Raw genomic sequence first — 15,513 nt, forward strand, 5'->3', positions numbered from 1 at the left:
TAAATTGTCTTTTGTAGATATTTAATTACATTTGCCGCAAGTCCAAATCAATCAAATGAAACATACATTACTTTTATTTTTTTTTATAATTACCATTCAATTGTTTTCTCAAAATAAAAACCAGTCTATTGGATTTAAAGAGAATAAAGGGCAAATAATCGACCAAAAAGGAAAACAGAATTCGGCTGTAAAATATCTATTAAATTCTAGTGGACTGAATGTGCAGCTTAGAAAAAATGGTTTTTCTTATGATGTTTATGAAGTGAAGAAAACTCCAATCGTTCGTTCAGAAACAACAAAAAAAGTTCCTATTCAGATTCCGGAGAAAGAGAAAGAAACCAAACCCGAATATAATTTAGAATATATTTTTCATCGAATAGACATTGACTTTGTAAATTCAAGTTCTAAAGTTGAATTAATTACGGATCAGAAATCAAAAGACTTTGATAACTACTACAATATTCCAAATAAACCAGAAGGAATCATTGGTGTTTATCAATACAAACAAATTACATACAAAAATATCTATCCTAATATTGATGTTGTTTTTTCTATTCCAAATGATCCTCAAAAAACTGTCGAATACAATTTTGTTATTCATCCAAAAGGAAAAATCTCAGACATTCAATTAAAATTTACTGGTGCAGAAACTGATTTAGTTGATAATAAAATCCAGATGAATGTTCGCTTTGGAAAAATGGAAGAAACACTTCCAGCGAGTTGGATTGAAGAAGGAAATAATAAAAAGGAAATTGCTATTGGATATACTAAGATTAAAAAGAATGTTTATGGGTTTAGTAGTTTAGAAACTGTTTCTGGAAAAACTGTAATTATTGACCCTGTACCAAATAGATTGTGGGGGACTTATTATGGAGGAGAAAAAGATGATATTGCAACTTCAATTTTTACAAAAGATGATTTTGTATATATGGCGGGAATAACTTATAGTATAAATAACATTGCTTCTTCTGGGTCTCATCAAACGAGCCATGCTTCAGTTGGTGGCAATAATTCTTTTTTTGCTAAACTCAATTCAGATGGCACAAGAGTTTGGGGAACTTATTACGGGGGTAGTACTGATGATGATATTACGCAAATTAAAGTTTCAAACAATGATAATGTATATATTGTAGGTAAAAGTATAAGTACAAACAATATATCCACATTAGGAACTCACCAACCTATTAAAAGTGATTATTATGATGGTTTTGTAGCTAAATTTGATACTAATGGTGTTCGACAATGGGGAACCTATTACGGTGGTTTAGATAATGATTATTTAAATAGTCTTTTAATTGATAACAATGAAAACATTTATATTTCTGGTGCAACCTTTAGTAATGAGAGTATTTCAACATTAGGTTCACATCAATCAAATTCAGGAAATTCACCTGATTCTTCTCAAGATGGATTCATTGCAAAATTAGATAAAAATGGTATCCGAGTTTGGGGAACATATTATGGTGGTAGTAAAGCGGATGCTATTTTTGACTCAAAATTTGATTCAACTGGGAATATTATTTTCTTAGGTATAGCAAGTAGTAGTGAAAACATTTCAACGGCGAATTCTTATCAAGAAACAAATACAAATGACGATAGTTTTTTGGTAAAATTCACACCTAATGGAAGTAGAATATGGGGAACTTATTTTGGAGGCAATAATAATGACTACTTTTTCAACATGGGTATAGACTCAAATGGCAGTATTTATTGTTTTGGGCAAACAAATAGTACCTCAAATATTAGTACCGCGGGTGTTTTTCAAGAAAACTACATTCAAAACAATATAACCTCTAATAGTGGTTGTATATTCAAATTTGATACAAATGGATTTAAAATTTGGGGAACTTATTTTTTCCCTGAAACATTAGGTGGATCCGTTTCCAAAGATGGTAATCTATACTTTACAGGACGAGCAGAAAATGGTTTTCTTCCTACACCAAATGCATATCTGGAAATTAGAAATACCGGAACAGATTCATATTTAGTTAAATTCAATAGTAATGGGCAAAGAGAATGGGCAACTTATTTTGGAGGAGAAGGTGCCGATAATGCTTTAATAACTGAAGTTGATGATAATTCTAATATTTATCTCGCAGGAACTACCAATAGCAAAACTGCTATTGCAACAACAGGAACATACCAACCAAATCTATACCCGGATATTAATAATACTGGAGATGCTTTCTTAGTCAAATTTAAAGATTGTAACTCAACAACAATTATAACGAGCAACTCCCCTGTTTGCATCGGCAAAACTCTAGAACTAAAAGCTTCAGGTGGAACCAATTATTCCTGGACTGGGCCAAACGGTTTTACATCGACAGATCAAAACCCAACAATTACAAATGCAACAGCTATTAACAGTGGTGAATATAGTTGCTCAATTACCGGAACTGGAGGTTGTGACGATACCAAAAAAATTACTGTTGTTATAGGTGATATAGAAAAACCAATTCCTGATTTGGCAACTCTTCCAACAATAAATGGAGATTGTCACACAATAATAAATACAACTCCAACAGCTACAGATGCTTGCGCTGGAGCGATTACAGGAACAACAACAAATCCATTATCATATAGTTTGCCTGGAACTTATACTATTGTGTGGAATTATAATGATGGAAACGGAAACATTTCGACTCAAAACCAAACTGTTACTATTACAAATCAACCGCTACCGACTGCTAATTCTCCACAAACTTTCTGTAGTATTCAAAATGCTACTTTAGATAATATTAGTATCACAGGGCAAAACATAAAATGGTATGATGCTGCAACTGCAGGAATACTTTTAGCAAACACAACTCTACTTCAAAATGATGTAACGTATTATGCCACACAAACAATTAATGGCTGTGAAAGCGAAAGATTTGCTGTAGTTTCAAAAATTCAAAATACTTTGCCTCCAACAGGAGATGCAAATCAACCTTTTTGTTCCGGACAAAATCCAACGATCGCTGATATTATGGTAACCGGAGATCTTATAAAATGGTATGATGCTGCTTCAAATGGTACACTTTTGTCAACTACAACAAATCTTCAAGACGGAAAAACATATTATGCTTCGCAAACCTTAAACAGTTGTGAAAGTCAAAGATTTGCGATCACTGTTTCCGTGAAAAATACTCCTCTTGCTCCGCTTGAACTTAATCATCGTGCATTTTGCAAAAATGAAAATGCTACTTTAAACGATATTCAAACTGACGGACAAAATTTGAAATGGTACAGTTCAAACATTGCAGCCAGTACTTTACCAAATACTACTTTGCTAGAAAACAATATCACTTATTATGTTTCGCAAACTACAGGATGCGAAAGTGACAGAACTCCTATTTTGGTAAAAGTCAATGATACTAATTTACCAAATGCAAAAGCAGAACAATCTTTCTGTATCGATCAAAATGCTACAATTGCTGATATTAATATTCAGGGAACAGCGATCATTTGGTATGATGCCGTAATAGCTGGAAATGTTTTAACAGAAACAACTCTGCTTCAAAATCAAATATATTATGCAACACAAACACTAAACGGCTGTGAAAGCAAACGAATTGCAATTACCATAAAAATCCAAGATACCCAAAATCCAATTGCGAATTCTCCCCAAACATTCTGCATTCAAAAAAATGCTAAAATAAGTGACATAGGGATTAAAGGAGAAAATATAAAATGGTTTGAAACTATCTCTTCCAATACAACTTTATCAGAATCAACTTTGCTTCAAAACGGGGTTACTTATTATGCGACGCAAACTCTTAATAATTGCGAAAGTGGCAGAATTGCGGTAACCATAAAAGTTCTTGAAGCTACCACTGTTGAGTGTATTAATTTTGTTGATGAGCTTCCATATCCAAAATTCTTTACTCCAAACAATGATACTTTTAATGATTACTGGACTATTGATTTCGCCTATTTAGCACCTAATACAGGAATCAAAATATTTGATCGTTACGGAAAATTCATCAAAGAATTATTTAATAACGGAACTTGGGACGGAAATTATCTTGGCCAGGAGCAACCAGCGTCGGATTATTGGTTTACAGTAACAAGATTAAATGGCACCGAATTTAGAGGACATTTTAGTTTAAAACGATAAAGATTAATTTTACCGCAAAGTTCGCAAAGTATTTTTATCTGCAAGCTCTTACAAAAACACAAAGTTCGCAAAGCGTTGTATTGAAACTGCTTTGCGAACTTTGTGTTTTCTAATGATAATATAAAATCATTGCGGACTTTCCAGTTAAAAAACTAAAACTGATGCACTTTCTTAGAAATTACTAAAAATGAAACTAAAGATACTAATGCCGCCGCAGTCAGGTAAAAACCTACATAATTTAAACCATAGGTACTTGCCAGCCAAATGGCAATCATTGGAGCAAATGCTGCACCAAGTATTCCTGCCAAATTAAAAGTCAAAGAGGCACCGGAATAACGAACGGTAGTAGGAAACAACTCCGATAAAAAAGTCCCTAAAGGTCCATAAGTAAACCCCATCAAAGACATTCCGATACAAACAAAAGCTGTTACTAATGTCGCATTTCCTGAATTTAGAAAGTAGGAAAAGAAAAATCCAAAAACAGCGATTGCAGCCGTTGTAATAATTAATATTTTGCGACGTCCAATTTTATCCGCGACCAAAGCCGAAACCGGAATAAAAAAAGCAAAAAACAATACCGAAAGCAATTGGATCAACAAAGCATCTCTTTTGGTAAATCCTAAATCAGATGTAGCCCAACTAAGTGTAAAAACGGTCATTAAATAAAAAACCAAAAAGGTTGTAACGGCAGATAAAGTTCCAAAAATCAATTGATTCTTATATGATTTTAGCAAGGTGAAAAATGGAATTTTAACTTCCTTTTGTTCTTTTTTAGAATTTTCGAATGCTGGAGTTTCACTAATTTTTAGACGAATATAAAATCCAACAATTACTAAAAGAGAACTTGCTATAAATGGAATTCTCCAACCATAATCCATAAAAGCTTCGCTGCTCATACTGTCAGTTAAAATCAAAAAAGTTCCACCAGAAAGCAATAACCCTATTGGCGCTCCCAATTGAGGAAACATTCCGTACCATGCGCGTTTATGTGGAGGCGCATTTTCAATTGCCAATAAAACAGCTCCGCCCCACTCTCCTCCTAAACCGACACCCTGACCAAATCTACAGAACATCAATAAAATGGGGGCAGCAATTCCGATACTTGCATAACCAGGTAAAAAACCAATTGCGATCGTTGATAATCCCATTGTTAATAACGCTACTACCAAAGTGACCTTACGTCCAATTTTATCTCCATAATGCCCAAAAACAGCAGATCCTAAAGGTCTGGCCAAAAAGGCTATCGAAAAAGTAGCCAACGATTCCAGAGTAGAAACAGTACTATTAGCACCCGGAAAAAATAGTTGTGGAAAAACCAATACGGCTGCATTGGCATAAATATAGAAATCAAAAAATTCAATTGTGGTACCAATTAAAGAGCCAAAAAGAACATGTCGCAAGGAGTTTTCCTTATTAGGATTATTTTTCATGTAAGATAGATATACTTTTTTTTCTTGCAAAAATATAATTTCATTGTTAATAATTCATATTTAGAAGAATAAGTTTCAGAACAAGCGCTCTTTTTTAACAAATTTACTGAACTATTAATTTCGAAGATTATCGTTGAACCCAAAATTTAAAAAGCTGATTACAAGATTTTTAATTAAAAAATCAAAAATCAAATCACAAGCAATCGTTAAAACCGTTTTTAAGTACATATTTTCATTAAATTTACAGCTATCAAAAATAAATTTAAAATTATGCCAACCGACTGTATCAGCTATCAAACTTCAGGATATTTCTCTAAGTTAATACAAGATTATTTAGATCAAAAACCAGAATTAAAGCCGCTGTACAATCATTTTCCAACTTCGGAAAATTTCGAAAAACAAATCACAGAAAAACAAGCCAACTTCGATAATGCAAACCGAATTCCGTTGGTTGAAACCCTAAAAAAGCAATATCAAAACATCGAGATTTCAGATTCGACAAAACAAAATATTGAGCTTTTAGCACTTTCAAATACATTTACAATTACAACCGGACATCAATTAAATTTATTTAGTGGTCCGCTGTATTTCCTATATAAAATCATTTCCACAATTAATCTTACAAAAGAATTAAAACTAAAATATCCTTCCAACAATTTTGTTCCCATTTATTGGATGGCTACAGAAGATCATGATTTTGAAGAGATTAATTATTTCAATTTTAAAGGAAAAAAATTCCGCTGGAACAAAGAAAGTACAGGCCCGGTCGGGAGACTTTCTACTGAAGGTCTGGACGAATTTCTTGAAATATATTCTTTGGAATTAGGATCAAGCACAAATGCCAATGTCCTTAAAAAACTGTTTGAAGAAGCTTATTTGAAACATGAAAATCTTGCCGATGCTACACGCTTTTTAGCCAATAGTTTATTTGCAAATTATGGTTTAGTTATTCTGGATGCCGATAATGCCAGTTTAAAACGTGCTTTTATTCCGTACATTAAAGAAGAATTGGAGCAACAAACATCATTTAAAGCAGTTCAGGAGACAATCTCAAATTTTAAAGATTATACTGTTCAGGTAAACCCTCGTGAAATCAATTTGTTTTATATCGAAGATGATTTAAGAGAAAGAATCATTTTTGAGAACGATAGATATTTTGTAAACAATACTAAGATTTCATTTTCGAAAGAAGAAATTCTAAAACTATTAGATAATAATCCAGAGAAATTTAGCCCAAATGTGATTATGCGTCCGTTATATCAGGAAATTATTCTACCAAACCTGTGCTACATTGGCGGAGGCGGAGAAATTGCCTATTGGTTAGAATTAAAATCTTTCTTTAATGCCGTAAATATTACATTTCCGATACTTTTGGTTCGTAATTCTGTACTTTTAAATACCGAAAAACAAGCCAAAAAAGCAGATAAATTGGGTTTAAGCTGGGCTGATTTATTCACAAAACCTGCCGACTTAATAAATGCGATTACACACAAATTATCCGCTTTTCCAATTGATTTAACACCTCAAAAAGAAACATTGGAAAAACAATTTGAATATCTTTACGAACTGGCGCAACAAACGGACAAGTCATTTACCGGAGCTGTAAAAGCACAAGAAGTTAAACAAAAAAAGGGTTTAGAAAACCTTGAAAAGCGTTTACTAAAAGCACAAAAACGAAAACTGGATAACGAATTACAACGTGTAGTAGATTTACAATTCGAATTATTTCCAAGTCATAGTTTACAGGAACGCCAAACTAATTTTTCTGAATTTTATTTAGAAAAAGGTGAACAATTAATTCCGCTTTTAATCCAAAAATTAAAACCATTAGAAATGAATTTTAATATCATAACAATATAAAAATGATTAAAATTTTGCCACGAATTACACGAATTTACACGAATTATTTTTGCTTTTGTGAATAGAAATTTGTGAAAATTCGTGTAATTCGTGGCAAAAAAAATAAGTAATAATTCTCAGAAACAAATAACCACCTCTTCTAAGATTATTGCCTCTCTAAACCAAATAGTAACTTTTAAAAACAAAAATTAACCTATTTACCAAAATTATGACCAGAGAGCGCTTGATATCCTTGGATGTCTTTAGAGGATTAACGATTTTATTAATGACTATTGTAAACAATCCCGGAGATTGGGGACATGTTTACGCACCTTTATTACATTCTGAATGGCATGGCTGTACGCCAACCGACTTAGTTTTTCCGTTTTTTATTTTTATTATGGGAGTTGCAGTCCCTCTGGCAATGCCAACAAAAACTTGGGATGACACAACTTTTAATAAAATTCTTGTTCGCTCATTACGAATGTTCTGTCTTGGAATTTTCTTTAACTATTTTGCCAAAATACAGCTTTTTGGACTTGATGGAATTCCACTTCTCATTGGCCGTTTAATCATTACAGTTGCCGTTGGTTATGCCTTAATGGGCAATTTTAGTTCGAAAGTCAAAAACATTCTGGCATTTTCAATTCTCTTTATTTACCTGTTTTTAGCTTATAGCGGTATTGAAGCGTATCAAAGTGTCCGCTTACCTGGCGTTTTACAACGAATTGGAATCGTTTATTTTGTAGTTTCTCTGTTGTATTTAAAAACAAGCAAAAAAACACAAATCATTACCGGAGTAATTCTTTTATTGGGGTATTGGGCAATAATGACTTTAATTCCTGTTCCGGGAATTGGCGAAGCAAATCTGGAAAAAGGAACAAATTTAGCCTCTTGGTTAGACAGCGTTTTACTAAAAGGACATATGTATCGCGAAACTATAACTTGGGATCCGGAAGGAATTTTAAGTACATTTCCTTCAATTGTAAACGGAATCATTGGTTTATTAATTGGTCAGATATTGCAACGCGAAATAACCAAAACTAAAAAAGCATCAAAAATTGCCATTGCCGGTGTTGCACTAATTATTGCCGGTTTAATATGGAATATCGTTTTCCCAATAAACAAATCGCTTTGGACAAGCAGCTATGTTTTATACACAACCGGATTGGCAGCTACAGTTTTATCAATATTATATTATGTAATTGATATTGCTGATTATAAAAAAGGATTCAAATTGTTTTTAATCTGGGGAGTAAATCCAATGATTGTATTTTTCTTTTCTCAGATTATCCCGCAAGCCCTAGTAATGGTTCAGCTAAAAAATCCTGAAAATCCTGAAACTCAAATCAATCTTTTAAATTATTTATATCATTTTGGAATTGCGCCATTTTTCAACGATCCAACGATGGCTTCATTAGCTGGAGCTTTGGTTTATGTTGGAATTTGGTCGTTCATTTTATGGACTTTCTATAAAAACAAACTCATTTTCAAAGTTTAGAATTTTTCATATAAGTGATATAAAACATTATAAGTAGAGACGCACAGCATATAGTAGAGACGCACAGCAGTGCGTCTTTTTTTATTTAGCCAATATTTATTAAATGAACTTATATTACTTATATGGTGGAAATATTTTAGATTATCCTTCACTAAAAGAGATTTTCTATCGTTTAAATTATGAATTTATTAAAATCAATTCATAAAAAAAGTATACTTTTGCACAAAATTAAAAATAAGCAATAAAATGGCAACAAATAGAACTTTTACAATGATTAAGCCAGATGCAGTTCAAAACGGACACATCGGTAATATCTTAGCAATGATTACTAATGGAGGTTTCAAAATCGTTTCATTAAAATTAACTCAATTAACTGTAGCTGATGCTCAGGCATTTTATGCTGTTCACGCTGCAAGACCTTTCTACGGAGAATTAGTTGAATTCATGTCTCGCGGACCAATTGTTGCTGCAATTTTAGAAAAAGACAACGCAGTAGAAGATTTCAGAACTTTAATTGGAGCTACAAATCCAGCTGAAGCTGCTGAAGGAACTATTCGTAAAGCATATGCAACTTCTATTGGAGAAAATGCAGTTCACGGTTCTGATAGCGACGAAAACGCAGCTATCGAAGGTGCATTTCATTTTGCTGGAAGAGAGCAATTCTAATATCAGTTTTCAGTCACAGTTATCAGTGACAGTTATCAGTGACAGTTTACAACATAAAAAAACCTGTTTCAAATTTGAAACAGGTTTTTTATACTTTATAACAGACTGAAAACTGAAACTGAAACTGAAAACTATCTCAAAACCACATCTGTCACGACTTCACGTCCTAATTCCTCATTAATCATTTTAATGATTTTAGATTTTCCGTGACTTAATTCTTCCCTTAAAACAGCTGATCCAAGTTCAACATACAAAGTACCGCCTTTCAAGACAACATTTTTAGTATACGTGTTCACACCATTCCCCATCAATTGTCTCCACGCCTCTTTTACATCAATCTGATCCATTCCGGGTCCTAATTTATTCACCTGGATAATCTGTTGCAAAACAGCCCCAATCGTACTTTGATTATTTAGTCTTTTTGCCATCGTTTAATAAATTTATTGGTCCCGCTTTTTTATAATGATATTCTTTTTTCTCCTGATTCTTAACAATCAATTCCTTATCCGAAATCGAAATCAACTCCTCACTCCATTTTGCATAATCCGTTTTATAATCCAGAAATACCTGACTATCTTTAAAACGAACCGAAACATTTTCAAAAGAATCACTTGTCAAAAAAGTTCCATCAAACTGAGGCATTACTTTCTTTCGAATTCCTTTATTATTTTTAATATCAAAATAATCAAAACTTTCATTGATTCCATAATCCTTTTGTTCACCCTTATCAAAAACCACTTTTTCGATTTCCCAATACCCATTAAGTTTTGCGATATCCGTTGGTTTAATTTCCTGTTTGCAGCCCACAAACAAGAGCGACAAAACCAAAATCATAAAAGTGTTTTTCATAGTTATTATATTAAAATTCAATTATTCAATCAGTGTTAAGTTAGAAATCAGGAGCTATTTCCTGCTGTCCGCTATATCTTTTACGACGAACCCCGCCATAAAAGGATACCGCTCCCATCAGGGCTAAGGCTCCAGTTTTCAAAAGAGATTTTTGCGAACTACAAAGTTAAACTTATAAAGATCAAAAGAAATAAAAATTTACAAAACCAATTAAACTATTTTATATATTTTTAGTCCAACCATCAACCAAAACCAAAAAACATGACTAAAGCCATTTGTATCATCCTGACAGTCTTTGCATTTGCAGGTTGCAGTTCAGATCCAACTGAATCAACACCCAATCCTACAGAAAGTATGTATTTCCCTCCATTAACAGGAAATACTTGGAAAACAAAATCTATCGCAGATCTAAAATGGAATCAAGCCGCAGTTCAACCACTTTTAGATTATTTAGAACTTAAACATTCCAAATCTTTTATCATTTTAGTTGATGGTAAAATTGTTATGGAGAATTATTTCAACAGCCATACAGCAACCACCAACTGGTATTGGGCAAGCGCAGGAAAAACCCTGACATCAACCGTGACCGGAATTGCACAACAAGAAAACTTGTTAAACATCAACAATAAAGTTTCAGAATATATAGGAACTGGCTGGACAAGTGAAACACCTGCACAAGAAAACCTAATTACGTGCAAAAACTTACTTACAATGACTTCAGGACTGGATGACAGCACAGACGATGTTGATCCTGCAAGCTTAATCTATAAAGCTGATGCAGGAAAACGCTGGGCATATCATAATGTATATGTAAAATTGCAAGATGTGGTCGCAAAAGCAAGCGGACAAACCTGGTCAAACTATTTCAACATTAAGTTAAGAGATAAAATTGGTATGGATGGAAACTGGGTTCAACTTGGCGTTAACAGCGTTTACACCAGCACATCCAGAAGTATAGCAAGATTTGGACTTTTAATGCTCAATAAAGGAAAATGGGAAAACAACCAAATTTTAAATGAAGCCTATTTTAACGAAGCAACAACTACTTCACAAAACATTAATTTAGGATATGGTTATTTATGGTGGCTAAACGGAAAAGCCTCTTATCATTTGCCACAATCACAACTTACTTTTTCAGGAAGCATAATTCCAACAGCCCCAAATGATATGTTTATGGCTCTGGGGAAAAATGATCAGAAAATCTATGTCGTTCCAAGTAAAAATATGGTCATCATCAGAATGGGTGATGCCGCGGATGATGTCAACTTAGCGCTATCTGATTTTGATGAAACTCTGTGGGGAAAAATTAGCGCTTTGTATCAATAGACCGAACTAGGAAATAGGCTTTTCTTTAATAAAAAAGATTTCTACAAGAATTACACGATAAAAATATAAGTAAAAAAAACATTAAAGCTATTCGATTTGAATGGTATTGTGAAAATGCTTTTGACAAACCCGCAAGTGGAAAAAACTTTTTTATAAAAGGAAAAAGTAACGGTTACACTAATACTTTATTAAGACCTAAAGAAAAAAGATCTCAAATATGGGAGGATTTTTCCACTGATGTAAACACAATAATTTCTGCACGAGCTTATCTCGTCGTTTTTTCAGATGCAACAAAATGGAACCTAAAAAAAATAACTCATATAATTAAAATTATATGAGTTATTTTTTTTTAAAAAACAGACTTCTATTTTGTTCGCAACCTCTTTAACATTCCCATAAAAAAGAGAACCAATCCTACAACCAATAAAATATAATAAAAAGAAATACTTTTGTCTTTTAGCACATTCGCTAAAACAAAACATATAACGCTTGCGAAATAAAAACTAACAGGAGTTATATTTTTTAAAGAAGAAAAACTCATTGAAATTATCTTAAAGGATTATTTAAAAAAACTATCTACAAATTCATATTTATTAAAGACCTGTAAATCTTCAATTCCTTCGCCAATTCCAATATACTTCACAGGAATTTGAAATTGATCTGAAATACCAATTACAACACCACCTTTTGCAGTTCCGTCTAATTTGGTTACCGCAAGAGAAGTCACTTCAGTAGCGGCAGTAAACTGTTTCGCTTGCTCAAAAGCATTTTGACCAGTAGAACCATCCAAAACTAAAAGCACATCATGTGGAGCGTCAGCAACGACTTTTTGCATCACACGTTTTACTTTAGTAAGTTCATTCATCAAATTGATTTTATTGTGCAAACGTCCTGCAGTATCTATAATAACAATGTCTGCATTTTGTGCAACCGCTGATTGTAAGGTATCAAACGCAACAGAAGCAGGATCACTACCCATATTTTGTCTTACAATTGGCACACCTACACGATCTGCCCAAACTTGCAATTGATCGATAGCAGCAGCACGAAAAGTATCGGCAGCACCTAAAACCACATTATAACCCGCTTTTTTAAACTGATAAGCCAATTTACCAATAGTAGTTGTTTTACCAACTCCATTGACACCAACTACCATTAAAACGTATGGTTTTTTATCTTTCGGAATGTCAAATTCAGTTGCTTCGCCTGTATTAGTTTCAGACAATAAAGCCCCTATTTCTTCCCGTAGAATTTGATTCAATTCTTCTGTTCCTAAATATTTATCTTCAGCAACGCGTTTTTCGATTCTTGAGATTATTTTCAAAGTTGTGTCAACACCAACATCTGAAGCAACCAGAATTTCTTCCAGGTCATCCAGAACATCGTCATCGACTTTAGATTTTCCGGCAACGGCTTTACTTAACTTTGAGAAAAAAGTAGTTTTTGATTTTTCAAGACCTTTATCTAAAGTCTCTTTTTTATCAGTAGAGAATAATTTTTTAAAAAAACTCATTTTTTATAGATTGTTAGTTTTTAGATTATTCGATTTTACAATCAAAATAATCCTTAATATTTAAAGAAACCTAAAATTACGTATGCTTCTTTAAAGTTTAGACAAATATAAAAAATAAAAAAGCTACTTCCGAATGAAAGTAGCTTTTCTATATAATGTGATTGTAATTATTTCTTTTTCAAGAATTCATCAACTTCTTCAGGAGACATAATAGATTCTACGAATGTATATGCGCCAGTTTTAGGAGATTTCACCATTTTGATGGCTTTTGATAATCTCTTAGAAGATGTTTGTAACGATGCTACGGTTTTCTTTGCCATGATTCAAATGTTATTTGAAAGTTTTTATAAAACTCAAATGGCAAAACCATTGAGACTTATAAAAATCTCTAATTATTACTTAATTTCTTTATGAACAGTTACACGTTTCAAGATTGGATTAAATTTCTTAATCTCTAATCTATCCGGAGTGTTTTTCTTGTTCTTAGTTGTTATATATCTAGAAGTACCTGGAACACCTGAAGTTTTGTGCTCAGTACATTCTAAAATTACCTGGATTCTATTACCTTTCTTTGCCATCTTGCTATATATTTATTTAGGAAAAGATTATTTGATAAATCCTTCTGACTGCGCTTTTTTCAAAACAGCAGAAATTCCATTTTTATTAATTGTTTTTATCGTAGATGCTGCTACTCTAAGAGTAATCCATCTATCTTCTTCTGGAAGATAAAAACGCTTTTTAACTAAGTTTACAGAAAATTTTCTCTTAGTTTTGTTCATAGCGTGAGAAACGTTATTTCCTACCATCGCTCTTTTACCTGTAAGGTCACAAACTCTTGACATTATACTTATCTTTTATCGTTATTCAAAATCAGGGTGCAAAGAAAAGAAAAATAAACGATTGAAACAAAAAATTAGTGCACATTTTTTAAAATTTCTTTCTGTAATATTTCTAAACTCTTAATACTCGCTCTATCTATCACTTTTTCACGTGGTTGGCCAAAGTTAAATTCTTCGACAATTACACCTGTTGGAGTAGCCAAAGCGATAAAAACAGCTCCAATTTCAGCATCTGAGTCCCCTTTTGTAGGTCCGGCGTTCCCAGTTGTCGCGATTGCATAGTCTGTTTTTAGCATCTCTTTCACATTCAAAGCCATAGCAGAGACAACGGCTGCACTAACTACCGAAAATTGGTCGACTAAATCCTGCGAAACACCGAGAACATTAACCTTCGCATCTGTTGCATAAGAAACAATACTGCCTTTAAAATAATTTGACGCTCCGGGAATAGCAGACAAAAGTGAAGCAATTTTTCCTCCTGTAAAACTTTCCGCAGTCGAAATTGTTTTATTTTGTTTGGTCAGTATTTTTCCAATTACTGATTCTATAGTTTCATTTTCTTCATAACCCACTATAATATCGTGAATAATAGCATCTAAAGTTTTTACATTCGATTCTATTGCAGCTTCTAATTCTTCTTTATTTGTTCCTCTGGCAGACAATCGCAAACGCACTCTTCCGGGATTTGGCAAATAAGCGAGCTTGATAAATTCAGGCAGATTATTTTCCCAATCTTCGATACGTTCTGCTACCAGACTCTCGCCCTGACCGTAAGTTAAAATGGTTTTATGAATGATATACGGTCGCTTGTATTCGCGAACTATCTTTGGAATTATTTCTTCTTCGACTAAATATTTCATTTCATACGGAACTCCCGGAAGCGAAATAAATACGGTGTTTTCTTTCTTCATCCACATTCCCGGTGCCGTTCCCATTTTGTTGTGCAAAACGGTACATTTTGAAGGGACTAAGGCCTGATCTTTATTTAATTGTGAAATTGGTCGTTTATAAAAACCTTCAATTAATTCGGTTACATGAGCTAAAACTTCGGGATTTACGACTAATTCGTCGTCAAAATAATCACAAAAGGTTTTCTTGGTAACATCGTCTTTTGTTGGCCCTAAACCACCTGTTATAACCACAACATCGACTTTGTTTTGTAACTGTGCAAAGGTATCCAGAATGTGTTTTTTATCGTCGCTTATCGAAATCATCTCATGAACTTCGACGCCGATTCGGTCCAATGATTTTGCGATAAAGCCCGAGTTTGTATCTACAATCTGACCTATTAAAATTTCGTCTCCAATAGTAATGATAGTTGCTTTCATAGCTGTGGAATATATTTACTTACGGTATTGTAAGTCATTATTATAAAGAAGGTTGTTGTCGCAACGATTTGCGTGAAGGGTAGAAACGGCATCCTTTTGTGACAAACGATAAGTACTCGTTTA

At 33.2% G+C, this 15,513-nt stretch carries 13 protein-coding genes; 5 read left to right on the forward strand and 8 right to left on the reverse strand.

Annotation, left to right across the window (positions count from 1 at the left end; genetic code table 11):
• The first annotated feature begins 55 nt into the window (after positions 1–55).
• Positions 56–4,099 (forward strand): T9SS type B sorting domain-containing protein, encoded by a 4,044-nt coding sequence (locus EAH81_RS07530; RefSeq protein ID WP_140505503.1) that lies wholly within the window; start codon positions 56–58, stop codon positions 4,097–4,099.
• 152 nt (positions 4,100–4,251) lie between these two features.
• On the opposite strand, the gene EAH81_RS07535 is transcribed toward EAH81_RS07530, so the two are convergent.
• Positions 4,252–5,529: an MFS transporter gene (locus EAH81_RS07535; RefSeq protein WP_140505506.1), complete on the reverse strand. Its 1,278-nt coding sequence runs from the start codon at positions 5,527–5,529 to the stop codon at positions 4,252–4,254.
• A gap of 270 nt (positions 5,530–5,799) precedes the next feature.
• Here EAH81_RS07535 and bshC point away from each other — a divergent pair, with 270 nt between their 5' ends.
• From bshC to EAH81_RS07550, 3 genes are all read left to right on the forward strand, one after another.
• Positions 5,800–7,389 carry a bacillithiol biosynthesis cysteine-adding enzyme BshC gene (gene bshC, locus EAH81_RS07540; protein WP_140505508.1) on the forward strand — a complete coding sequence of 530 codons (1,590 nt, stop codon included), beginning with the start codon at positions 5,800–5,802 and terminating at the stop codon, positions 7,387–7,389.
• Between the two features lie 208 nt (positions 7,390–7,597).
• Positions 7,598–8,869, forward strand: a complete 1,272-nt coding sequence (locus EAH81_RS07545; protein WP_140505510.1) for an acyltransferase family protein — start codon at positions 7,598–7,600, stop codon at positions 8,867–8,869.
• Between the two features lie 246 nt (positions 8,870–9,115).
• The gene (locus EAH81_RS07550) at positions 9,116–9,535 is read left to right on the forward strand and encodes a nucleoside-diphosphate kinase (protein WP_035625955.1); all 420 of its coding nucleotides are present in this window, start codon (positions 9,116–9,118) and stop codon (positions 9,533–9,535) included.
• Positions 9,536–9,666: 131 nt separating this feature from the next.
• Here the strand turns inward: EAH81_RS07550 and EAH81_RS07555 are convergent, their stop codons facing one another.
• Together EAH81_RS07555 and EAH81_RS07560 are read right to left on the reverse strand one after the other, a co-directional pair.
• Positions 9,667–9,963 (reverse strand): DUF721 domain-containing protein, encoded by a 297-nt coding sequence (locus tag EAH81_RS07555; RefSeq protein ID WP_140505512.1) that lies wholly within the window; start codon positions 9,961–9,963, stop codon positions 9,667–9,669.
• Positions 9,944–10,384: a lipocalin family protein gene (locus tag EAH81_RS07560; protein WP_140505514.1), complete on the reverse strand. Its 441-nt coding sequence runs from the start codon at positions 10,382–10,384 to the stop codon at positions 9,944–9,946. Before EAH81_RS07560 ends, EAH81_RS07555 begins: the two co-directional genes overlap by 20 nt.
• Positions 10,385–10,645: 261 nt before the next feature.
• Between EAH81_RS07560 and EAH81_RS07565 the strand changes: the two genes are divergently transcribed.
• Positions 10,646–11,710, forward strand: coding sequence for a serine hydrolase domain-containing protein (locus tag EAH81_RS07565; RefSeq protein ID WP_140505516.1), 1,065 nt, complete (start codon positions 10,646–10,648; stop codon positions 11,708–11,710).
• A gap of 559 nt (positions 11,711–12,269) precedes the next feature.
• On the opposite strand, the gene ftsY is transcribed toward EAH81_RS07565, so the two are convergent.
• The 5 genes from ftsY to EAH81_RS07590 all read right to left on the reverse strand — a co-directional run bounded on the left by ftsY (position 12,270) and on the right by EAH81_RS07590 (position 15,390).
• Positions 12,270–13,223 (reverse strand): signal recognition particle-docking protein FtsY, encoded by a 954-nt coding sequence (gene ftsY, locus EAH81_RS07570; protein ID WP_140505518.1) that lies wholly within the window; start codon positions 13,221–13,223, stop codon positions 12,270–12,272.
• Between the two features lie 167 nt (positions 13,224–13,390).
• Complete coding sequence (locus tag EAH81_RS07575) at positions 13,391–13,543, reverse strand: DUF4295 domain-containing protein (protein ID WP_121329246.1); 153 nt, start codon at positions 13,541–13,543, stop codon at positions 13,391–13,393.
• 75 nt (positions 13,544–13,618) lie between these two features.
• Positions 13,619–13,801 carry a 50S ribosomal protein L33 gene (gene rpmG / locus EAH81_RS07580; RefSeq protein ID WP_008253902.1) on the reverse strand — a complete coding sequence of 61 codons (183 nt, stop codon included), beginning with the start codon at positions 13,799–13,801 and terminating at the stop codon, positions 13,619–13,621.
• A gap of 27 nt (positions 13,802–13,828) precedes the next feature.
• Positions 13,829–14,065, reverse strand: coding sequence for a 50S ribosomal protein L28 (gene rpmB, locus EAH81_RS07585; RefSeq protein ID WP_007805815.1), 237 nt, complete (start codon positions 14,063–14,065; stop codon positions 13,829–13,831).
• Positions 14,066–14,136: 71 nt separating this feature from the next.
• Positions 14,137–15,390 (reverse strand): CinA family nicotinamide mononucleotide deamidase-related protein, encoded by a 1,254-nt coding sequence (locus EAH81_RS07590; RefSeq protein ID WP_140505520.1) that lies wholly within the window; start codon positions 15,388–15,390, stop codon positions 14,137–14,139.
• Positions 15,391–15,513: the final 123 nt, after the last annotated feature.

Source organism: Flavobacterium pectinovorum (assembly GCF_006438875.1).
GTDB lineage: Bacteria > Bacteroidota > Bacteroidia > Flavobacteriales > Flavobacteriaceae > Flavobacterium > Flavobacterium pectinovorum_A.